The sequence below is a fragment of the Segatella baroniae B14 genome (assembly GCF_022024235.1).
Classification (GTDB): domain Bacteria; phylum Bacteroidota; class Bacteroidia; order Bacteroidales; family Bacteroidaceae; genus Prevotella; species Prevotella bryantii.
In genome coordinates, this window is record NZ_CP091799.1 from 581,597 (window position 1) to 604,439 (window position 22,843).

General features: G+C 37.7%; 18 protein-coding genes and 2 tRNA genes. 10 read left to right on the plus strand and 10 right to left on the minus strand.

Features of this window, described 5'->3' with window-relative positions:
- Positions 1-296: 296 nt before the first annotated feature.
- The 3 genes from L6469_RS02435 to L6469_RS02445 form a co-directional block, all read right to left on the minus strand.
- Entirely contained in the window at positions 297-1,703 is a 1,407-nt protein-coding gene (locus L6469_RS02435) for a PFL family protein (protein ID WP_006282314.1), read from the minus strand.
- A gap of 21 nt (positions 1,704-1,724) precedes the next feature.
- Positions 1,725-1,997 carry an ACT domain-containing protein gene (locus L6469_RS02440; RefSeq protein ID WP_006282313.1) on the minus strand — a complete coding sequence of 91 codons (273 nt, stop codon included), beginning with the start codon at positions 1,995-1,997 and terminating at the stop codon, positions 1,725-1,727.
- 146 nt (positions 1,998-2,143) lie between these two features.
- Positions 2,144-6,388 carry a translocation/assembly module TamB domain-containing protein gene (locus L6469_RS02445; RefSeq protein WP_237851119.1) on the minus strand — a complete coding sequence of 1,415 codons (4,245 nt, stop codon included), beginning with the start codon at positions 6,386-6,388 and terminating at the stop codon, positions 2,144-2,146.
- Positions 6,389-6,834: 446 nt separating this feature from the next.
- On the opposite strand from L6469_RS02445, the gene L6469_RS02450 reads away from it, so the two are divergent.
- Genes L6469_RS02450 through nqrF form a run of 6 tightly spaced genes read left to right on the plus strand, consistent with a single transcriptional unit; the run spans position 6,835 to position 12,602 of the window.
- Positions 6,835-8,184, plus strand: coding sequence for a Na(+)-translocating NADH-quinone reductase subunit A (locus L6469_RS02450; protein ID WP_006282310.1), 1,350 nt, complete (start codon positions 6,835-6,837; stop codon positions 8,182-8,184).
- Positions 8,185-8,202: 18 nt separating this feature from the next.
- Complete coding sequence (locus L6469_RS02455) at positions 8,203-9,360, plus strand: NADH:ubiquinone reductase (Na(+)-transporting) subunit B (RefSeq protein WP_006282309.1); 1,158 nt, start codon at positions 8,203-8,205, stop codon at positions 9,358-9,360.
- A gap of 13 nt (positions 9,361-9,373) precedes the next feature.
- Positions 9,374-10,006, plus strand: coding sequence for an FMN-binding protein (locus tag L6469_RS02460; protein ID WP_006282308.1), 633 nt, complete (start codon positions 9,374-9,376; stop codon positions 10,004-10,006).
- Positions 10,007-10,030: 24 nt separating this feature from the next.
- On the plus strand, positions 10,031-10,660 hold the full coding sequence (locus L6469_RS02465) for an NADH:ubiquinone reductase (Na(+)-transporting) subunit D (RefSeq protein ID WP_006282307.1): 630 nt from the start codon (positions 10,031-10,033) through the stop codon (positions 10,658-10,660).
- An 18-nt stretch (positions 10,661-10,678) separates the two neighbouring features.
- Positions 10,679-11,305: an NADH:ubiquinone reductase (Na(+)-transporting) subunit E gene (gene nqrE / locus L6469_RS02470; protein ID WP_006282306.1), complete on the plus strand. Its 627-nt coding sequence runs from the start codon at positions 10,679-10,681 to the stop codon at positions 11,303-11,305.
- A 28-nt stretch (positions 11,306-11,333) separates the two neighbouring features.
- Positions 11,334-12,602 carry an NADH:ubiquinone reductase (Na(+)-transporting) subunit F gene (gene nqrF, locus L6469_RS02475; protein ID WP_006282305.1) on the plus strand — a complete coding sequence of 423 codons (1,269 nt, stop codon included), beginning with the start codon at positions 11,334-11,336 and terminating at the stop codon, positions 12,600-12,602.
- A gap of 504 nt (positions 12,603-13,106) precedes the next feature.
- Here nqrF and L6469_RS02480 read toward each other — a convergent pair.
- The 4 genes from L6469_RS02480 to proS all read right to left on the minus strand — a co-directional run bounded on the left by L6469_RS02480 (position 13,107) and on the right by proS (position 15,298).
- Positions 13,107-13,177, minus strand: a tRNA-Cys gene (locus tag L6469_RS02480).
- A gap of 190 nt (positions 13,178-13,367) precedes the next feature.
- Positions 13,368-13,438 (minus strand) — tRNA-Cys (locus L6469_RS02485).
- 84 nt (positions 13,439-13,522) lie between these two features.
- On the minus strand, positions 13,523-13,750 hold the full coding sequence (locus tag L6469_RS02490; RefSeq protein ID WP_027453718.1) for a FeoB-associated Cys-rich membrane protein: 228 nt from the start codon (positions 13,748-13,750) through the stop codon (positions 13,523-13,525).
- Positions 13,751-13,816: 66 nt separating this feature from the next.
- On the minus strand, positions 13,817-15,298 hold the full coding sequence (gene proS / locus L6469_RS02495) for a proline--tRNA ligase (RefSeq protein WP_006282304.1): 1,482 nt from the start codon (positions 15,296-15,298) through the stop codon (positions 13,817-13,819).
- A gap of 121 nt (positions 15,299-15,419) precedes the next feature.
- On the opposite strand from proS, the gene L6469_RS02500 reads away from it, so the two are divergent.
- Genes L6469_RS02500 through L6469_RS02510 form a run of 3 tightly spaced genes read left to right on the plus strand, consistent with a single transcriptional unit; the run spans position 15,420 to position 19,246 of the window.
- Entirely contained in the window at positions 15,420-16,109 is a 690-nt protein-coding gene (locus L6469_RS02500; protein WP_006282303.1) for an OmpA family protein, read from the plus strand.
- Positions 16,106-16,846, plus strand: coding sequence for a monofunctional biosynthetic peptidoglycan transglycosylase (gene mtgA / locus L6469_RS02505; RefSeq protein WP_006282302.1), 741 nt, complete (start codon positions 16,106-16,108; stop codon positions 16,844-16,846). Before L6469_RS02500 ends, mtgA begins: the two co-directional genes overlap by 4 nt.
- A 45-nt stretch (positions 16,847-16,891) precedes the next feature.
- Positions 16,892-19,246: an ATP-dependent helicase gene (locus L6469_RS02510; RefSeq protein WP_006282301.1), complete on the plus strand. Its 2,355-nt coding sequence runs from the start codon at positions 16,892-16,894 to the stop codon at positions 19,244-19,246.
- A gap of 65 nt (positions 19,247-19,311) precedes the next feature.
- On the opposite strand, the gene L6469_RS02515 is transcribed toward L6469_RS02510, so the two are convergent.
- Genes L6469_RS02515 through L6469_RS02525 form a run of 3 tightly spaced genes read right to left on the minus strand, consistent with a single transcriptional unit; the run spans position 19,312 to position 21,813 of the window.
- Entirely contained in the window at positions 19,312-19,443 is a 132-nt protein-coding gene (locus L6469_RS02515; protein ID WP_006282300.1) for a hypothetical protein, read from the minus strand.
- 6 nt (positions 19,444-19,449) lie between these two features.
- Complete coding sequence (locus L6469_RS02520) at positions 19,450-20,973, minus strand: DUF4270 domain-containing protein (protein ID WP_006282299.1); 1,524 nt, start codon at positions 20,971-20,973, stop codon at positions 19,450-19,452.
- Between the two features lie 33 nt (positions 20,974-21,006).
- Positions 21,007-21,813: a glycogen/starch synthase gene (locus L6469_RS02525; RefSeq protein WP_027453722.1), complete on the minus strand. Its 807-nt coding sequence runs from the start codon at positions 21,811-21,813 to the stop codon at positions 21,007-21,009.
- 171 nt (positions 21,814-21,984) lie between these two features.
- Here L6469_RS02525 and panC point away from each other — a divergent pair, with 171 nt between their 5' ends.
- Positions 21,985-22,842, plus strand: coding sequence for a pantoate--beta-alanine ligase (gene panC, locus L6469_RS02530; RefSeq protein WP_006282297.1), 858 nt, complete (start codon positions 21,985-21,987; stop codon positions 22,840-22,842).
- Position 22,843: the final 1 nt, after the last annotated feature.

Below are 22,843 nucleotides of genomic sequence, written 5' to 3' on the forward strand. Positions count from 1 at the left end.
GTATAGGCTAAACCTAATAATATATAAATTATTATACCTAAAACAATCATAGTTTTTGTGTAATATTATTCGCTGTAAATAAAATATGTTTATTCGCTTTATTTTTATTGATTACGACTATAAATTTTCCGCTAAATTATTTTGTTTTACAGTCGTTTTTATTTCTTGATTGCAAAGGTAAAGAAAAAATATCAATTATACAAGAGATAATAGGAAAAAGGCAGATAATACAGATATTTACCCTTTCAGCATTCTTTTTGAGCTAAAAGGATAAATATCTGTAAGATTAAGTGTTTTCAGTTCTTAAACGAATGGATTGGTGCAGGAATTCTTCCACAACGATCTACAAATCGCTGGCTTGAGAAGGTGTTGACAGGCATGATAGGTGCATGACCTAGTAAACCACCATATTCTACAGTATCGCCAACCGACTTGCCGACTGTTGGAATTATTCGTACGGCTGTGGTCTTTTGGTTGATCATACCGATAGCGCTTTCGTCTGCAATAATACCTGATATAGTTGTAGCAGGAGTGTCACCAGGGATAGCAATCATATCGAGACCTACAGAACATACGCAAGTCATGGCTTCCAACTTCTCGATAGTAAGTGCTCCTGCTTCTACTGCATCGATCATACCTTGATCTTCACTAACAGGAATAAAAGCACCTGAAAGTCCTCCAACATATGAACTAGCCATAACACCACCTTTTTTTACCTGATCATTGAGTAAGGCTAAAGCTGCAGTTGTACCCGGAGCACCAGGATGTTCTACACCTATGCACTTTAGAATGTCAGCAACAGAGTCGCCAATGGCAGGGGTAGGAGCAAGTGAAAGGTCGATGATGCCGAATGGGACATTTAGCCGGCGACTTGCCTCCTGTGCAACTAACTGACCAACACGTGTAATCTTGAAAGCGGTCTTTTTGATAGTTTCACAAAGTAATTCAAAGTTAGCAAGTTTAGGCTTACCATTTTTATCGAGTTCTCTTCCGGCCTGAAGGTCCATCTGTTCCAAGGCATATTTTACTACACCTGGTCCGCTTACACCTACATTAATGATAGCATCTGCTTCGCTTACACCGTGAAATGCACCTGCCATGAACGGATTATCATCTGGTGCGTTACACAGAACTACCAGTTTAGCGCAACCAAGAGAGTCTGCATCTTTGGTTTCCATAGATGTTTCTTTAATAATGTCGCCCATTAATCGTACCGCATCCATATTGATACCTGTTTTGGTAGAGCCAACATTTACACTAGAGCAGATACGTTCAGTGCAGGCCATAGCTTTAGGGATAGACCTGATAAGAAGTTCATCACTCTTAGTCATTCCCTTACTTACTATTGCAGAATAACCACCAAGAAAATTAACGCCTACTTCTAGAGCAGCTTTGTCGAGAGTCTTTGCAATTTGTACATAATCTCCTGGGGTATGACAGCATGCACTACCTACCATTGCAATAGGAGTGATACTGATTCGCTTGTGTACAATAGGAATACCTATTTCTCGAGAAATCTGTTCACCTGTAGCTACAAGATTTTTGGCTACTGTGGTAATTTTTGTATATATCTTTTCGCATGTAGTATTGAGATCACTATCAGCACAATCTAGAAGGCTTATACCCATTGTGATGGTTCGCACATCTAGATTTTCTTGCTCCACCATGCGATTTGTTTCGAGTACTTCCGAAATATTAATCATAGCTGTGTAGTCTTTTTCAGATTATATACGATGCATTTTGTTGAAGATATCTTCAAGCTGTATTTTTACCTGTACGCCAGTTTCCTTGCCTAATTGGGTAAGTTCGGTACTGATAGTATCGAATGATTTTGACGATTTTGTCATGTCAACAATCATCATCATATTGAAAAATTCTTGAACGATGGTCTGACTAATATCAAGGATGTTAATCTGATTATCAGCTAGGTAAGTACATACTTTAGCGATGATACCTACGGTATCTTTGCCAACTACAGTTATTATTGCTCTTGTCATGATATACTTATTTTGAATTATTTTATGCAAAGGTAAGCAAATTATAAGGATATCATGAATTTTTGATTAGAAAAATAAGAAAACTTGAACATTTATAGACTTTTTGTCAAACATAGACTCGTCGTACTGTCTTCTTCTCGTTTAGCCTATTTTTTGTTTTCCTTTTTGTTTGCTATCTTTTTTGACTTATTTTTTTTCTTTGTCTTCTTAATGCCGAAAAAATCATGGATACCATTAAAGTCTTTTTTCAGAATCAGACCGATACCTTGGGTGTTGAGTGTATTCTTGATGAAATAGCGATCATTGCTCTGATTATACACACGAATGGCGAAATTTCCATTAGGGTGGAGTAAATAGCGAAGATCAAAATCACCGATAAAACTACTGTTTGTTGCTGATTTTGAATTATCTCGATAGCCAAATTGACCATTGAAAAGTAAACGATTGTTGAGCATACGGCCGCTTAATAGTCCTTCGTATTCTGCATTGTTCCAGCCTTCGTCACCGGTAGAGATATTGGCACCAAAATTCCAGTTGGTATTGTGAACTACTGTCTTTAGTACATTGTTAAACTGTTGACTAATCGTTCCACTAATAAGGCTCTGCATCGCCAAGGAGGCTTGGCTTTGTCGATTCGCTTCTTCTGCAACAGCATTATTGGTGTTTTTATTATAGAATCGACCGATGGCAAGCAGATATACCACTTGTTGCTTCATTTCATCAGTACCATTGATCGTACTGTAAATCATTTGCTTGATGTTACTGTCTACATGAGGTAAATCCATGTCGAAGTTAACTTTCGGATCTGCTGGAGTACCTGTAATATTCATTAAACAGTTTACACGTATAGTTCCACCGCCGAAAGAGTTGCCTAGGTTCAAATCACTTAGACTCACTCCGTTTACTGTATATTGTGCCTTGAGTTGAAGTGGGGAAAGGAATGGGTCTCCACTAAAAGTAATGGAACTTCCTGGCATAAACTGAAACTGTTTCTGAATAATATTCTGAATAGTGAGCTGATAAATGCCATTGTTGATAGCATAAGTACCAAACATATTGAAGGCACCCTTATTAAAGTAATTTGCATGGATAACACCATCACCATGAAGAGTGATGTAGTCTCCTGTTGCTGCATCCATTAACAATTTTACAGTAAGGTTTGGATTTGCATGAATCAGAAAATTGATTTTCATATCAGATGGAATATCAATTTCTGAAGGTTGCTCTTGCTGTTGGGGTTCAACAACTGTAGTATTTTTAGGTGTGGCATCGTGCCAATGAATAAAGTCTTGTTGTCCAACACTTTCAGGGCTTGATACATTATATTCGAATGTTGAACCTTGTTCTGGACTAGCATCAATGTCTATGATGGTTTCTCCACTTTTACCTCTGATAGAGCAGGTTCCTGTAGCATATACTGTTCCACAGAAAGTATTGTTACCAAATGTTTTTTGGTCATAGCCTAACAGATTTTGTGCTTGGATATTTATATTATAGTGCAGTTTGGATAGGTTGGTGTGGAGTAAGTCTCCATCTACAATACCGATATGTCCTTCGCGATCGTACACGGTGTCATTGTATAAGGTTATTTTATTACGAGTCGCTTTTGCCTTCATGTGCTGGAAGGAATATTCGGTGTTGAGTGGAGCTATATGTGTCTTACCTGAAGCCTCGATGTCTCCTATTAAGTTAGGACCACCGTGACTCAAAGGACCGACGAGTTGTACATCGCCATATGCTCGGGCGTCTATTTGGTCCATAAAGCTTCCGCAGAAAGATTTGAGGAAGTCAAGGTTGGTCCCTCTTGCACCAATGTTTAGCAAAATATCATTTCTTCCTGGTGCTACCCATCCGTTAATCTGTGTGTAATGCCCTGATCCTTCGTCTGCAATAGCTTGAATATCAATTTGCTCCTTAGGCTTATTATAGTTAACGTGAGCCTGTAGGGTTCCCATTGTTCCATCTTGGAAAGTGAAATGACTAACGGTAAGGTCAGCCTTGGCGTCAGGCGATTTGAATACAGATTTAAGACTTGCTTCACCAGAAGCGTATCCTCCAAATTCTACCGAGTGAAAATTGATAAGGTTAAGAATGTATTTGATATTTACATTCTGAAGGTTGACAAGGAGTGAATCTGTTGCCTGATCTGTTGCTAATCCAGAAATGAGAATGTGCTGATCATTGTGTCTTATATTAAAATGGTCTACGGTTAAATGATTTTTGTAATAAATAATGTCTGAAGGCTCAATTGCCCACAAAGAGTCACCTATAAGAATATCGGAACGATGTATGCTCATGTGGGCAGCTGGTAATCCTGTATTCATCTTATAGAATTGAGTTTCAGTATTGAGCAATCCTTTAATTTTGAGTTCAGGATTGTTATTGTTATAATGTAGTGAGGTGGCCAGTTTATTGTTATATGCAGAAGCTTCTACTTTGAAACTATTTGTGCGTCCAGATTCTGCCAACATGCTTACATGAATGTCTGCTTTTAGAGTATCGTTAGGTGTGTTCATGCGGATATAGCCATTCTTGTATTGCTTACCATTGATTATAAATTGTGGCATGTCTGCATGTAAGTTAAGTTGGTGGATACGGTCATTGAGCATTCCATTGAGGGTAATAGGCTGCTGAATAGTAACCGGCAAGTGGAAAAGGTGTTGCAACCAGTCGCTTTTGCTAATTGATCCCTGAATCGTAAAGTCGTTGCCGTGTACTGGTTTTGGGGCAGGAAGTCCAGGTAGGGTAGGTAGTTTATTGCCAACAAGATTGATAATACTTTGAGCTAGAGTTTCATAATTGAAATGACCTTTTAGCTGTAAATCAGCAAAATCACTTTGTAGTTTTAGTTCGTGAGTTTTATTTTGGTTACCAGCAGTTATGTGTAATTTATATAGATAATAATCTTCTTTTGCTGAATGCATCTTAAAATGTGATAGGTCAAGATTTCCTGCTATCGTATTGATATTGTTTCCTACAAAGTCAGCTTTAGCTGTAAAGGCAAAAGTGGTAGCAGGAAAGGTATGAGTAAGATGGAGTGCGGATGGATTAAAACGATCAACTTGAACCTTTGCTGTTACAGAAGGCTTGCTTGATGCAGAGTTAAAAAGTCCTTGAAGTGTTACTTTCGCATTGGCATCGTTGATAGAAGCAAGACCACGGAAAAGTCCGTTAAAAAACGTACCATCTACGTGTATGTTGCGATATGAATACCCCTTGTAATCTATTCGCTCAATGTTTCCTTTAGCTATAAGTTGTGATAAATGATTTTTTTTATCGGTCTTACCTTTTATATGAATACTTGTACTGAGAATGCCTAAATGCTTATCATTTAGTATTTTATCTAGATTTATACCCCTGGTTTCCAGCGTTCCATTAAACTGTTGGTTATGTTTCCCTACACTTAAGTTAACAAGACCTTGAGAAGTGGTAAGAACTCCTTTGGCAGCAAGATAGTTGCCATAGCCACCTATTTGTCCATGATAGGCTATGTTGCCTAGTCTCTTAATCATGTCTGGTATCTTAAAATGTGCTCCTGAATTATTGGCAATGAGTGAAATGCCCTTGTCGGTAATTCTCAGTTGTCTGATTTCGGCATTCCATTTAGGTTTGTAACTCCAATCTCTTACAAATCCTGAAGCGTCTACCACTACTTCATTGGCGTCGGTTTTGATATTTAGGTGTTGTATACGGCAAGATGTACTAGTACCATTGAAACTAGTAGAGATATGAACTGTACTTTGTACCTTGTACAGTTCCGGTATCAGGGCTGCGATATCGTTAAGTGTAACCGCTGATGGAGCGATCTCGCCTTCATATTCAAGTGTCGGCATGAGTAGCTTACCATTTTCGAATCGATATTGTGCTGAAATCTGAGGAATATCGATAGTGGTATGTGGTAAACAAATATGGAAATCTGTCAACTGCGCCTGTCGATGGTTAGCTTTAACTTTAAAGTTCAAATCTTTTAATTTTAGTCCTGAAGCTTCTTCCATAGCCAAACGCTTAATATTGATGTTGGCAGAATCTTCTTCCAGTGCATTCACAATGATATGTGCGCTGATATCATGAATGTTAATGTGATCAAGCGTGAAAAGGCCAGGGGTTTGTGCAATAAATCGCTTGTTCCATTGCACAGATCCATGTCTAATGATGAGAGAGTTAATCTGTAAATTAATAGGAGAGTGGCTCGTCGTATCCTTAGAGGCCAAAGAATCGAGTATAAATTGAAAGTTAGGCTTAGATTGCCTAGTTTGTTGATATAAATTAGCATTCAGACCGAAAATTTGGGCTGAAGAAATTCTAATCTTACCTTGAAGTAGGTCGAGTAAATCTATACGCACAGAAAGGCGATATGCTTGGAGCATACGTTCTTCTTCATGATCGTACATCTGGACATTGTCGATAATAAGTCGGTTAAATATTCCAATGTCAATTTTTTCTACGGAAACCCTTGTTCCAAACTTATTTTCCAAGGCTGTGCTTACTTGGCTACCTACATAAGACTGCACTACTGGAATATGCAGTAATGTAACAATACCAAAATATAGTCCTGCTAAGGTCCATATAAAGGTGTTAATGATATGTTTGAGTCTTTTCAGATGTCCCTAATTTAATATGTTTTGCTTAAAGCTAAGCAAAGATAGTAAAAAAGTTTGTAATTTGTAAACCCTGCTTTACAAAAGTTTATAATTTGCCAATTTTTGCAAGAAAATATAACTTTTTGTTTCTGAATTAACATAATTTTCGCTATATTTGCAAACATACTATTCATTAAAGAAAATTTATTCAATTAATATTTCAGCAGGGATGAGAATATCCCATAAAAGATGTAGTTATGGCAAATGTAATTAAGTTACGTCGGGGCCTAGACATTAATCTTATAGGAAAGGCTGAGGAGAAACTAACAGAACTCTCTAAATGTGAGGAATTCGCATTGGTTCCAGAGGCTTTTGTTGGTATTACTCCTAAAGTTGTTGTCCATGAGGGAGATGTGGTCAAGGCTGGAGATGCTTTGTTTGTGAATAAAGCTTTTCCTGAGGAAAAATTTGCTTCACCTGTTAGTGGTACTGTTACTGCTATCGTTAGAGGTGAACGTAGAAAGGTGCTCTGCGTAAAAGTAAGGGCTGATCTAAATCAGCAGTATGTAGATTTCGGTATCAAGAATGTCGATGAATTAACTAGTGAAGAAGTAAAGAAAAGTCTGTTGGATGCAGGTTTGTTTGGCTACATGAACCAACTTCCTTATGCTATTGCAACAAATCCAAGTACAACGCCTAAGGCTATTTTTGTTTCTGCTTTGCGCGACATGCCTCTTGCTGGTAATTTTGAGTATGAATTGAAAGGAAATGAGGAGGCTTTTCAGACTGGTATTTCTGCCCTCTCAAAAATTGCAAAGGTGTATTTAGGGGTCGGAAAGAATCAGTCTAATCAAACTCTGTTATCTGCTAAGAATGCGGAAGTTAACGTTTTCGATGGAAAGTGTCCTGCAGGTAATGTAGGAGTTCAAATTAATCATATAGATCCTGTTAATAAAGGTGAAGTCGTTTGGACTGTGGATCCTTCTGCAGTAATCTTCTTTGGTCGTCTTTTCTTGACGGGTAAAGTGGATCTTCGTAAGAAAGTAGCTGTTGCTGGTAGTGAAGTTAAAGACCCTTCTTATGTTGAAGTATTGGTAGGCACACCATTGAAGGCTATACTCGAAGGTAATTTAAAACAAACGGAACATGTACGTATCTTGAATGGTAACCCACTTACAGGTATAAAATCTTCGATTGAGGATTATCTTCATGCACATGTCTCAGAGGTTACTGTAATACCAGAAGGTGATAATGTAGATGAACTCCTGGGTTGGATTATGCCAAGAACTAAACAGTATTCTGCTAATCATAGTTATTTTTCATGGCTCTTTGGTAAGAAAGCCTACAATCTGGACGCCCGTATTAAAGGTGGTGAGCGTCATATGATTATGAGTGGCGAATATGATAAGGTCTTGCCAATGGATATTTATAGCGAATATCTAATAAAGGCCATTATCGCTGGTGATATTGATAAACAGGAACAATTAGGTATTTATGAAGTAAGTCCTGAAGATTTTGCTTTGGCAGAGTTTGTTGATTCATCTAAACTGCCGTTGCAGAAAATTGTTAGAGAAGGACTGAATACACTTCGAAAGGAGAATGCTTAATTATTTAATTATTACAAAATGAGTGCTTTAAAAAATTATTTAAATAAGATAAAGCCAAACTTTGAAGAGGGTGGTAAGCTGCATTCGCTTTGGAGTGTCTATGATGGTTTCGAGAGTTTCCTCTTTGTGCCTAATAAGACATCGCAGAGTGGTGTTTCTATCCATGATGCTATCGATAGCAAGCGCATCATGAGTTTTGTGGTTATCGCTTTGTTGCCAGCTCTATTGTTTGGTATGTATAATGTAGGTTACCAGAATTATTTGGCAGCAGGTACACTTGCAAATGCTTCTTTCTGTGAGATTTTTGGCTTTGGATTTTTAGCTGTATTGCCGAAGGTAATATTAAGCTACGTTGTAGGTTTAGGCATTGAGTTCGCTTGGGCCCAGTGGAAACATGAGGAAATTCAGGAGGGTTATCTTGTTACAGGTATTATAATTCCACTGATCATCCCTGTAACTACACCGTGGTGGATATTGGTATTAGCTATTGCTTTTTCTGTAGTCTTCTGCAAGGAAATCTTCGGTGGTACTGGTATGAATATCTTTAATGTTGCTATAGGTGCCCGTATGTTTCTGTTCTTTTCTTATCCAAGTTGTATGACAGGTGATAATGTATGGGTTGCTAAAGATGCTATTCTGGGACTAGGTAATAATCTGCCAGATGCTTTCACTATGGCTACTCCTTTAGGACAGATTGCTCAGGGCTCTGCTGTTCAGGCTTCCTTAAGCGATATGATCTTCGGCTTTATTCCAGGTTCTATAGGTGAAACTTCTGTAATTGCTATTGCTATAGGAGCTGTTATTTTGCTCTGTACAGGTATCGCTAGTTGGAAGACAATGTTGAGTGTCTTCGTAGGTGGAATTGCTATGGCTCTTCTTTTCTCTGCCACTGGTAAGACTCCTATCGCTTGGTATGAGCACATTGTTTTAGGTGGTTTCTGTTTTGGTGCTGTATTTATGGCAACAGATCCTGTTACATCAGCACGTACAGAATGTGGTAAATGGGTATATGGTTTCATTATTGGTGCGCTTGCGGTAATCGTTCGTGTACTAAACCCAGGTTATCCTGAAGGTATGATGTTGGCCATTTTCTTCGGTAATATGATAGCTCCTCTTATTGATTATTGTGTGGTAGAACGCAACATTTCTAAGAGAGCAAAACGTTTAATTAAATAAGGAGGGCATGGCAATGAAAACTAATTCAAATTCATATACCATTATTTATTCGGCAGTAATTGTCATAATTGTAGCCTTCCTGCTCGCATTTGTTTTCAAGGCCTTGAAGCCTATGCAGGATGCTAATGAAGCACTTGATAAGAAAAAGCAGATTTTATATAGTTTGAATATTCGTAATCTGAATAACGCTGAAACAGAGGAAACTTATGCGAAGGTTGTTAAATCGGAAAAAAGTGTGAATGAGGGTAGGGGTACTATCTATACTTGTAATATCGATGGTAAAACTAAGTATGTATTCACCGTCAAAGGAATGGGTCTTTGGGGTGGCATCGGTGGTTATATCTCAGTAAATGATGATAAAAATACAGTATATGGTGCTTACTTTACTCATGAAGGTGAAACTGCTGGACTTGGTGCAGAAATCAAAGATAATCAGAGTTGGCAAGAAAAATTCCAGGGAAAGAAACTTTTTAAGGATGGTGTAACTAATGAAATTGCACTCTCTGTAAAGAAAAAGGTGGAAGACCCTGTTACACAGGTAGATGCTGTGACTGGAGCTACTCTGACCAGTAATGGTGTTGCTGAGATGCTGATGGATAAAGATAAAGGTCTAGGACAGTATCTTGATTTCTTGAATCAAAAATAATTAACCGTAATATATTATTTCAAGATGAGTTTATTTTCAAAACAAAATAAAGCCGCATTCATGGAGCCTCTGCACTTGAACAACCCTATTATGGTTCAGGTTCTAGGTATCTGTAGTGCGTTGGCTGTAACTTCACAGTTGAAGCCTGCTCTCGTTATGGGTTTGGCTGTAACAGTGATTACTGCTTTTGCTAATGTAATTATTTCTATCATCCGTAATACAATTCCTATGCGAATTCGTATTATTGTACAGTTGGTAGTGGTTGCTGCCTTGGTGACTATCGTTAATCAGGTATTGAAGGCTTTCGCTTATGATGTGAGCGTTCAATTGTCTGTATACGTTGGTCTGATTATCACAAACTGTATTCTGATGGGGCGTCTCGAAGCGTTTGCTATGAGCAATAAACCTTGGCCTTCTTTTCTCGATGGTGTGGGTAATGGCTTAGGCTATGCTATCATTCTAATTATCGTAGGTGCTTTCCGAGAGTTGTTTGGTCGTGGTAGCCTTTTAGGTTTCCAACTTATTCCTCAGTCATTCTATGATACAGTAGGATATATGAATAATGGTATGATGACTATGTCTTGTACAGCCCTTATTCTTATTGGTGTTGTTATCTGGATTAATCGTGCTTTTTTTGCTAAGGACGATAAATAATTTTAAAAGACAAGAAAAATGGAACACGCAATATCATTATTCTTCAAGTCTATTTTTGTAGATAATATGATTTTCGCATACTTTTTAGGTATGTGTTCATATTTGGCTGTAAGTAAGAATGTTAAAACGTCGCTTGGATTGGGTATCGCAGTTACTTTTGTGTTGCTTGTAACCGAACCTGTTAACTATTTGCTTCAAACAATGGTGCTTGGCCCTAATTGTCTAGTTGACGGCGTAGATTTGAGCTATTTGAGCTTTATTCTTTTTATCGCAGTTATAGCTGGTATTGTACAGTTGGTAGAGATGGCTGTAGAAAAATACTCTCCATCACTCTATGCAGCCCTTGGTATCTTCTTGCCGTTGATTGCTGTAAACTGTGCAATTATGGGTGCCTCTTTGTTTATGCAGCAACGTATTCTTCTCGATTCTTCTAATGCTCAGGCTATTTCTAATATTTGGGATAGTTTTGCTTATGCTTTGGGTAGTGGTATCGGATGGACGCTTGCTATTGTGATGTTTGGTGCTATTCGTGAAAAAATGGCTTATAGCGATGTACCTAAGCCTCTTCAGGGTATGGGTATCGCTTTTATTACTGTGGGTCTCATGGCTATGGCTATGATGTGCTTCAGTGGTCTGCAGTTTTAGTTAACATGCTTACAAGAAGATAATAATTATGGGACAATTTATAATACTAAGTATAGCAGTCTTCTTGATCATCATTTTGCTTTTGGTGGTTATTCTGCTTGTTGCTAAGAAATATCTTAGTCCAAGTGGTAAGGTTACTATCACAATCAATGGTGATCAGAAGTTGGAAGTAGAACAGGGTAGTACTCTGCTTTCTACGTTAAATGAAAATGGCATACATCTTTCTTCTGCCTGTGGTGGTAAGGGTAGTTGTGGTCAGTGTCGCTGTCAGGTGCTTGAAGGCGGTGGTGAAATTTTAGATACAGAAAAAGGTCACTTTACTCGTAAGGAAATCAAGGATCATTGGCGTTTAGGATGCCAAACCAAGGTGAAAAATGATCTTTCAATTAAGGTTAGTGATGCTATCCTTAATGTAAAAGAATGGGAGTGTACTGTTATCAGTAATAAGAATGTATCAAGCTTTATCAAAGAGTTTAAGGTGGCTTTACCTCCAGGTGAACACATGGACTTCATCCCGGGTTCTTATGCACAGATTAAGATACCTGCTTATGACTGTATTGACTATGATAAGGATTTTGATAAAGAACTTATTGGTGAGGAGTATATTGGTGCATGGAAGAATTTTAATATACTCTCTCTGAAGGCTCATAACCCAGAAGATACAGTTCGTGCTTACTCTATGGCTAACTATCCTGCTGAGGGTGATATTATTACTTTGACAGTTCGTATTGCAAGTACTCCATTTTTACCACGTCCTCAGGTCGGTTTCCAGGATGTACCAACAGGTATTGGTTCTTCATATATCTTCTCTTTGAAGCCTGGTGATAAAGTAATGATGAGTGGGCCTTATGGTGACTTCCATCCTAATTTCACTAGTGGAAAGGAGATGATTTGGATTGGTGGTGGTGCTGGTATGGCTCCTTTACGTGCTCAGATTATGCATATGACAAAAACATTGCACTGTACTGATCGCGAAATGCATTTCTTCTATGGTGCTCGTAGTTTGAGCGAGGCTTTCTTTATGGAAGACTTCTGGGAGCTGGAGAAAGAATTTCCTAATTTCCACTTGCATTTGAGTCTCGATCGTCCTGACCCTAAGGCTGATGAAGCTGGTGTGAAGTATTATGCTGGTTTTGCTGTTAACTGTGTACGTGATACTTATTTGAAGGATCATGAAGCACCTGAAGATTGTGAATACTATCTCTGTGGACCTCCAATGCTGATTAAGACTGTAACTGATTATTTGGATAGTATTGGTGTAGAGCCGGAGAGTATCATGTATGATAATTTTGGCTAATATATTTTCAACATGATAGTGTAAAAAAAAAGGGATCTGGCTAATTGGTTGCCCGATCTCTTTTTTTTTGTTCATTATCTTTTAGTGCTATCCGCTAAAACTTTTTTATTGTCACAGAAGTAACATTCAATTGCTGATTATAAGCGATTGAATGTTGTTTTTTAAAGGTATGTCACTAATCACTTAATACTCATTCCTATCGGCTGTTTAATAAAATACATCCATAAGAGTAAGATTGTTTTCTCCAAAGAATGCTTTTGGAAGCCTTTAATGGCTGGCTGTGAAGTAAAATGGTTCAATTATATGTTTTTTTGTAGAATATCAAATGTCTTTTTAAGCGAGTTGATAATCTTTTTTACAGTTTTTTTTAGAGATTTTCGTAGTTTGGTATTTAAGGATAAATGATATCTTTATTAAGTCTCTGATTGGAATCGATAGGTAATGAATGAGGGGATAGAGAATAAAAAAAAGAAACCTTTCTAAAAGAAAGATTCCTTTTTAATGAGGTGCCTAGCAGAGTCGAACTGCTCTACACGGTTTTGCAGACCGTTACCTAACCGATCGGCCAAGGCACCGTTATCACGGTGAAGCACCATTTCTTGATTGCGAGTGCAAAGGTATGAAAAAAAAATGATACCACCAAACTTTTAATTGTTTAGATTGTATATTTTTTTAGAATATTTGGAATTGCATGTATGGCGGTTTGGAAGGTCGAAAAATAAAATAGGAAGAAAATAAAAATATTTTCTTCCTATTATAATTAAGAGGTGCCTAGCAGAGTCGAACTGCTCTACACGGTTTTGCAGACCGTTACCTAACCGATCGGCCAAGGCACCATTATTACGGTGAAGCACCATTTCTTAATTGCGAGTGCAAAGGTATGGATTTTTTTTGATATAGCCAAACTTTTGTTTGCTTTTTTATTGATTTTTTTGTGAAAAAGCTGATGCTTTTCTGTAACAGCGTGGTCGTGAGCTACTTTGTTGTCTTTGTTTTTTTAGAATTTCGTCGTGAAGTGTGCAGCCAGCGCAGCCATAACATTTGTCTTTGGAATGCTTTATGGTTTGAATGATACGATAAATGGCATAAATCCATGCACTTAAGACAATTATGGCAACAACGATATATTGTAAAGTTAATAATTCCATATTGTTAAAATAAAAAAATAGGGGCAAGTTATCAAGAACTGCCCCCATATATTATGTGTGACTAAATTAATAGCTTTTCGCAATAATTACGCGATACTTAGAAGGCTTACCTGTAACCATGTCGACACCAGGAGTTTGTTCGTAAGCGAAAGGCACGCAACGGATAGTAGCCTGTGTGTCTTCTTTGATTTTAGCTTCAGTTTCTGCTGTACCATCCCAGTGGCAAAGGAAGAAACCACCATCCTTAATACGCTCTTTAAATTCTTCGTAATCATCGCATTCGTAAATCTTAGAATCACGATATTTCACAGCACGGTCGTAGATATTCTGCTGGATATCATCAAGCAAATTTTTGATACGTTCTACGATACCATCAAAAGTAACGTTTTCTTTCTCGAGAGTATCACGACGCATTACCTCAATAGTGTTGTTTTCGAGGTCACGACCACCCATAACAAGACGAACAGGTACACCCTTCAACTCATAATCTGCATATTTGAATCCAGGACGCTTATTGTCAGCATCGTCATATTTTACAGAAACACCAAGTTCTGTTAATTGATCGATAACAGGCTGTAGTTTTTGGTTCAGCTGTTCATGTTGTTCGTCATTCTTATATATAGGAATGATAACTACTTGCACTGGAGCTAATTTTGGAGGAAGTACTAAGCCATTATCGTCAGAGTGAGTCATGATAAGTGCACCCATCAAACGAGTAGAAACACCCCATGAAGTAGCCCAAACATATTCAGGTTTATTCTCTTTGGTAAGATATGTAACATCGAAACTCTTAGCAAAGTTCTGTCCTAAGAAGTGAGAAGTACCACTCTGGAGAGCTTTACCGTCCTGCATCATAGCCTCAATAGTGTAAGTGTCGAGAGCACCTGCAAAACGTTCTGTCTCACTTTTTACGCCCTGAATAACTGGTACAGCCATATATTTTTCTGCAAAATCTGCATATACATGAAGCATATCCTGTGCCATCTTTTCAGCCTCTTCGCGAGTTGCATGAGCAGTGTGACCTTCCTGCCATAAAAACTCTGAAGTACGAAGGAAAGGACGGGTACGCATTTCCCAGCGCATAACGTTGCACCATTGATTGCACTTAATAGGCAGATCTCGCCAACTGTGAATCCAATTTTTATATGTATTCCAGATAATAGTCTCAGAAGTAGGGCGGATAATAAGTTCTTCTTCTAACTTAGCCTCAGAGTCTACCTCAACGCTATTACCGTCTTCTGAAGATTTCAGACGATAGTGAGTAACAACGGCACATTCCTTTGCAAAGCCTTTAACGTGCTCTGCCTCGCGAGAAAGAAAGCTTTTAGGGATAAGGAGAGGGAAATAGGCGTTCTGTACACCTTTAGTTTTGAACATTTTGTCCAATTGCTCTTTCATTTTCTCCCAGATAGCAAAACCATAAGGTTTGATAATCATACATCCTCTGACAGGAGCCTGTTCTACCAAGTCTGCCTTGGTCACCAAATCGTTATACCACTGACTATAATTGTCAGAACGTTTGGTAAGTTCTTTTAATTCTTTTGCCATTATACTAATGTTTATATTTTATTTTGCTCGCAAAAGTACAAAAAAATGTTGATAAACTGAATTACTTAGTGAAAAAACAATTATCTTTGCAAATAATTCGTTTATAAAAAGATTAGAGATTATGAGAAAGATGAAGATTACAGTAGTCGCATTGGCTGCTTTGTTAACAGTTTCAAGCTGTGGTACAAGCCAGGGAACAGGTACTGGTATTGGTGCTGGTGCTGGTGCAGTTTTAGGTGGTTTAATTGGTGGTTTGGCTAATAATAGTCATCATGGAACAGGTGCTGTTGTAGGTGCTGCTATCGGTGCTGCTGTTGGTGGTTTGGCTGGTAATCGTATTGGTGCTCACATGGACAAGAAAAAGGCTGAAATTGCTCAGCAGGTTTCTAATGCTAAGGTTGAGGAAGTTACTGATGCGAATGGTTTGAAAGCTATTAAGGTTACTTTCGATAGTGGTTTACAATTTGATTTGGGTAAGTCTACTCTTAAGTCTGCAGCAAAAAATGATTTGGCTAAATTTGCTTCAACATTGAAAAATGATCCAATGTTGGCTGTAGATATTCAAGGTTATACAGATGCAACAGGTGGTGATGCTATTAATCTACCTTTGAGTGATAAGCGTGCTAAGGCCGTTTCTTCATACTTGGTCTCTCAGGGTGTTTCTAGCAGTCAGTTTAAGAATGTTGCAGGTTACGCTAGTGCTAACCCAATCGTTAATGCTACTGTAGCTCCTGAAAACCGTCGAGTTGAGGTTTATCTGTACGCCAGCGATAAAATGGTAAAGAGTGCAGAAAATGGTACGCTTGAATGATGAAAAAAAAAATATTTGTAATTTTAAGATGGATGGTGGCACTGTTTTTCAGTACCACCATTCTTGCTGTAGTGATATATAGGTTTTTACCTGTATATTTTACCCCTTTAATGTTTATTCGTTGTGGTGAACAATTAGCTGATGGTAAGAGTCTTACCATGCATCATCACTGGGTGTCTATGGATAAAATCTCAGAGCACATGCCAGTGGCAGTAATGGCTAGTGAAGATCAAAGATTTTTACTTCATCATGGTTTTGATTTTGGCGCTATCCAGAATGCTGCTAAGCACAATTTGCGTGGAGGAAGTAAAATCCATGGTGGAAGTACAATTAGTCAGCAAACGGCTAAGAATGTGTTCCTTTGGCCGGGTCGTAGTTGGGTTCGTAAAGGCTTCGAAGTGTATTTTACTTTTCTTATTGAAACTCTATGGAGTAAGCAACGTATAATGGAGGTGTATCTTAATAGTATAGAGATGGGTGATGGTATTTATGGTGTAGATGCTGTTGCTGAATATCATTTCCATAAGAATGCTAAGGATTTGTTTAGGGGAGAATGTGCACTTATTGCTGCAACTCTGCCTAACCCGCGTCGATTTGACTCGTCTAATCCTAGTGCATATATGCGCAAACGCAAAAGACGTATTGAACGAGAAATGAAGTTTATACCTGTTTTTCCAGAAGAGGGTGAAGATGTTGATCCCAAAACTGTTGTGGGCGGTGCTTATCGTGGTAAATAATAGCATGATAAGTAGCTAGTCTGGAAAACTTGATAGAATAATAAAATGGAAGAAAAAGAATTGTTAAGTCAGCTGAATGATTCTCAGCGGGCTGCTGTCGAATATCTTGATGGAGCATCATTAGTTATAGCTGGAGCTGGTTCTGGTAAGACACGTGTGCTGACCTATAAAATTGCATATTTGTTAATGAAAGGATATGAGCCTTGGGATATTTTGGCTCTTACCTTTACTAATAAAGCTGCTAAGGAAATGCAATCGCGTATAGGAAGCCTTGTTGGTGCTGATCGTGCCCGTTATCTCAATATGGGTACTTTTCATTCCATTTTTGCCCGTATCCTTCGTCGTGAAGCTGCTCATATTGGTTATAATCCTAATTTTACTATTTATGATGAAGCTGATTCTCGTTCTTTGATTAAGACGATTATCAAAGAGCTGCAGTTGGATGATAAAATTTATAAACCTGCTGGTGTACATAGTAAGATTTCAATGGCTAAAAACCATTTGATAATGCCAGCTGATTATGCGCTGGATAGAGAGTTGATTAGTCGTGATATTGATACTCGTCAACCTGCTATTAGTCAGATATATACGACTTATCAGCAACGGTGCCAAAACGCAAATGCAATGGATTTTGATGATTTGTTAGTTTTGACATATATACTTTTCAGAGATCATGAAGATGTACGCCGAAAGTATGCAGATCATTTTAGATTCATTTTGGTGGACGAGTATCAGGATACCAACTATGCACAACAGTGTATCATATTGCAGTTAACTAAAGAAAATCCACATGTTTGTGTAGTAGGCGACGATTATCAAAGTATTTATGGTTTCCGTGGTGCGAATATTGATAATATTCTTAAGTTTAGTAAGTTGTATGCTAATGCACAACTTTTTAAATTAGAACAGAATTATCGTAGTACTCAACATATTGTGTCTGCTGCTAACAGTTTGATGAAAAAAAATGAACGTCAGATACCGAAAGATGTATTCAGTACAAATGCAGAAGGTGAGAAGTTGACGTTGAAGCCTGCTTACAGTGATAAAGAAGAAGCAATGATTGTCTGCAAAGATATCAAGCGTATTATGGCGGCAGATCATGCACAGTATTGTGATTTTGCTATTTTATATCGTACTAATTCTCAGAGTAGAAGTTTTGAGGAGGAAATGCGTAAACAGGATATTCCATATCGTATTTTTGGAGGGTTGAGTTTTTATCAACGTAAAGAAATTAAGGATATCATTGCTTATTTTCGTTTGATTGCTAATCCGAATGACGAGGAGGCTTTTAAACGTATTATTAATTATCCGTCTCGTGGAATCGGCAATACCACTTTGGCAAAAATTGCAGAGGTGGCACGTAAATATGGAGTAAGTTTTTGGGATGTTATCTGTTCACCTACTCAATTTGGCCTGAATGTAAACAAGGGAACTCTTAATAAATTGGATGTTTTTAGAGCTCTGATTACTTCTTTCATTGAAAAAATGCCAAAAGTAGATGCATTTGAGTTGGGACAGGAAATTATTAAAGTTAGTGGCATCACTGCTGATATTTATTCTTCACGTGAACCTGAAGCCTTGTCTCGACAGGAAAATTTAGAAGAGTTCCTGAGTGGTATGCAAGATTTTGTCGAAGGTAGACGAGAAGAGGGAAGAGAAGATGAAATATTTCTTTCCGATTTTCTTCAAGATGTTGCTTTGATGTCAGATTTGGATAGTGATAGTAATGGTGAAGACGAGCAGAGTAGAGTCTCACTGATGACTATTCATAGTGCAAAAGGTCTTGAGTTCTCTACAGTCTTTATAGTCGGATTAGAGGAGAATATCTTTCCAAGTCCTATGGCTGTTAGTTCGGCACGGGAATTGGAAGAGGAGCGTAGATTGCTTTATGTTGCTATTACACGTGCAGAAAAACACTGTATTCTTACTTGCGCTAGAAATCGTTGGCGTTATGGTAAGATGGAATATGACACTCCAAGCCGATTCCTTCGTGATATTGACCCTGCTTTGCTGAATGTGGAAAGTGAAAGGGGCGGAATGGATAGCTCTATTGATACAGATTATACTGCCCGTTATAGTGGGCATACAAGTCGTTATTCAAGTATTTATAATCAGTCTAAGCCAAAAGAAGTTCATTTAACTCAATCGCATTCGAATCAGAATTTGAGAAGGGTAGTGCCTTCTTCTTCTTCTGCCGCGAGTACAGTTTCGTCATCTATGGTTAGTACTAATGCTGGTAATCTGTCAGTAGGTAGTATTATAGAACATCAGCGTTTTGGTATCGGTGTCGTTCAAAAATTAGAGGGAACTGGAGAAAACACCAAAGCTACAGTAGAATTTAAGAATGCCGGTACTAAGCAACTTCTTTTGAAATTCGCACGTTTTAGTATTGTGGGCTAATTAATACCAAGTCTATAAGAACTTTAAAAGGCATCCTTTAAAATAAAGGATGCCTTTTAAAGTTCTTATAGACTTTCATCATCAGGCTTTTCGATATTTCTAGAATTTGTCTTGGGTAATCTTTGTTTACGTCGAAGCCAAGCCGCTTTCCTTTTTTCATAATCTTCGCGATGACGCTCTAGATAATTATCAGCCATATAGATTTATTCTTTATCGAATCTACTATAAATAACACTGATTGTTATTGGAGATTCATTTTTATCGAAACTTGTACCTCTAACTAATTTGGTACTTCCTAACGACATATCATTTGTTACCTTAGAAATAGTTGTTGTAGAACTATTTGTCGTCGTAGAAATCGTAATAGGTACGATGATTGCTTTATTCCAGTTCTCACTATTTGTACCATTCTGTTTTGCCTTCCACATGCTAGTTACAATGCCTGAAATGTTATTGAAGTTGTAAGCATTAGAAACTGTACTTGTAGAAGTTGAAGTATAAGTTGTATAGTAGGATGTGCGATAATTAATAATATCTCTATTTTCAAAGAATGATTTCATACTGTCTACAGGAATAATCATCAGTGTAGTAGGGATTGGTAATTCGTACTTTTCTGAAGTTTGATTATTGATACGTCTTATTACCATTTTCGCACTACTAATTGAATCATTTTCATGATTGCGCATAATTTCCTCGATAGGCAATGTTACAGTAGTAAACAGTCCGGCGGGAGTCTTGATATAAGTACAGCTCTGATCTGCTGCCATTTGTGTCATTAGCTCTTTATTGTTAGCTATGCTTGTATGCTGCAATACCTCTGAGGTTCCATCGAGAAAATCGTACGAAACATATTTAACAGTACTAGAATTTCCCTGTTTTACACCTGAAATGGTATCGTATTTTACAGTAGTATCATAGAACATTGTTAAACGAGCATTATAAATGTATAGCATGTTTCCTGTACCTGCAGTATGCTCGAAATATAGACCTGGAGATACGTAGTGATTAAATTTGTAACTATTTTTAAAATTCTTCGGCTCTTTATTATACATCTTTGCGATATAGTCACCATAGTTCTTGTAAGTGACACCATCTTTAGTATAGTTATCGTTTAGCCAAAATCTTGTAAAGTGTTGATAACCAGTTAAATCACCTAATCCGTTAGTTCTATTAAAGTCTGCAGCAGTATACACGCGAGAGCTAATAGCCTTTTCATTTACATAGCCTGCAGTTTTAGGATTAAAAGTGGTATAATAATTCACACCTTCTTCCATCGGCTTGTCCATCGGATAGATAGATGCTTTCATATTGGTCAAGCTATCTCCGTAAAAACTATTATAGTAGACGAGAACGCTTGTAGAATCCACGATAACGGAACCATCGGTATCTCTATTGATTTTGCGTGTAACTCTTACAGAGTCATTGAGCATGTATGTAGAGTCAACAAAGTATGCTTCGTCCTCAAGAACATGCAACTGCGTCATATAGTTACCTGTAATGTAACTCATCGTTTCTGGGTCTTTTACTCGTCCCAGATAGCCAGTCGTATTATTTGCCAACACAGAATCTGGTACATAAGAATCAGAAATTACACCAAATGTATCTGTAGATACAATGATGTTATCCATATCATCAGTAAGGCTTCCGCCAATAGTGTCGGTTGTGTCGTCGCATGCTGTAAATGCAAAAGCAACGGCAGCAATAGTTGCCAAAGATTTAAAATTCATGTGATATTATAAATGATATAATATATATATTTTTTATTCACCGGCTATCTTATTAAAGAAGTCAGCATAAGACTGAGCATAGTCATCGCCAGGATTGCTCATTACAGGAATGTTTTTCTCCTTGGCATATGCCAAAAGTTCTGGATTAACGTCTTTACCAGCTTCAATGATGCCATCACTATAGTCGATAGCTAGTTTACCTAATTCCATAAAATCAAACGGTTTTGCATAACCTTCGAGTAAACTGCTTTGTGCTTCTTTGAAATCAACTAATTTAGTAAAGTCTTCGCCAAGATCACTCTTCAGCTGATTTTCGTGGAATGAAGTGATAACTTTAGCATTTGCAAATGAAGGTTCTTCATTGAAAGCTTTCTTAATGTAAAAAGGAACAACTGCACTAATCCATCCTTGACATACGATAATATCAGGTGTCCAACGCAATTTCTTAACAGTTTCCAATACGCCACGAGCATAGAAAATAGCTCGTTCACCATTGTCTGCATAGTCATCGCCACTTTCATTTGCACTCATTTGTCGCTTTTGGAAATAGTCATCGTTGTCGATGAAGTAAATCTGCAATCTTGAGGTAGGTATTGAAGCCACCTTAATGATTAGTGGGTGGTCCGTTTCATCGATAATAAGATTCATTCCTGAAAGGCGAATTACTTCGTGTAATTGGCCCCTACGTTCATTAATTGTACCCCACTTAGGCATGAATGTGCGGATCTCAAATCCTGCTTCTTGTGTCTTCTGTGGTAGGTCTCTACCTAATATAGACATTTCTGTCTCTGGTACGTACGGAGTAATTTCCTGGTTAATGAATAATACTTTCTTTGCCATTTTATAACTTTTATAGTGTTGCAAAGGTACAAAAAAAAGTTCTTTTTTTGTCATAAAATCTATTAAAACCGATAATTGTGACCATTTTTGGCATATTTTTATAATATTTCTTTCTTATTTAAGAAAAAAGTTGTTATTTTGCAAACCGATTGAGAAAACTTATTTTGCGAAATGAAAGTATTCAATAGAATTGTTGACCTCCAGAACGAACTTTTTGATGTTCGCCGTGAAGGTAAGAAGATGGTAGGATTTGTCCCTACAATGGGTGCCCTTCATGAGGGACATGCTTCACTTATCAAAAAGAGCGTTGAGGATAATGATATAACAGTGGTGTCTGTTTTCCTGAATCCTACTCAATTTAATGATAAAGGTGATTTGGAGCGTTATCCACGTACACTTGATGCTGATTGTGCATTGGTTGAATCTTGTGGCGCAGATATCGTGTTCGCACCAACAGTCGAGGAGATGTATCCTACTCCTGATCAGCGTCACTTTGAGTTTCCTCCTGTTACAACTGTTATGGAAGGTGCTCGTCGTCCTGGGCATTTTAATGGCGTATGCCAAGTGGTTAGTCGCCTTTTTTATATAGTTAAGCCAGATAGAGCTTATTTTGGAGAAAAAGATTGGCAGCAGATTGCTGTTATCAAGCAGTTGGTTAAGTACATTAATTCTGATGTGGAGATAGTTGAATGTCCAACTGTTCGTGAAACTAATGGATTAGCGAAAAGTAGTAGAAATACGTTATTAACAGATGATGAGCGTGCTATAGCTCCTAAAATATATGCTACGCTTGTAGCAAGTGTTGAATATGCTAAGAGTCATACTGTACAGGAAACTCATGATAAAGTAGTAGCTGATATTAATGCTGTTGAAGGTTTGGAGGTTGAATACTTTTCTATAGTCGATGGTAATATGCTTACAGATGTAGAAAGTTGGGATGCTCCATATATCGCTGGTTGTATCACAGTATACTGTGGTAAAACACCAATTCGTTTAATCGATCATATTACATATAAAAATAAAAACTAGT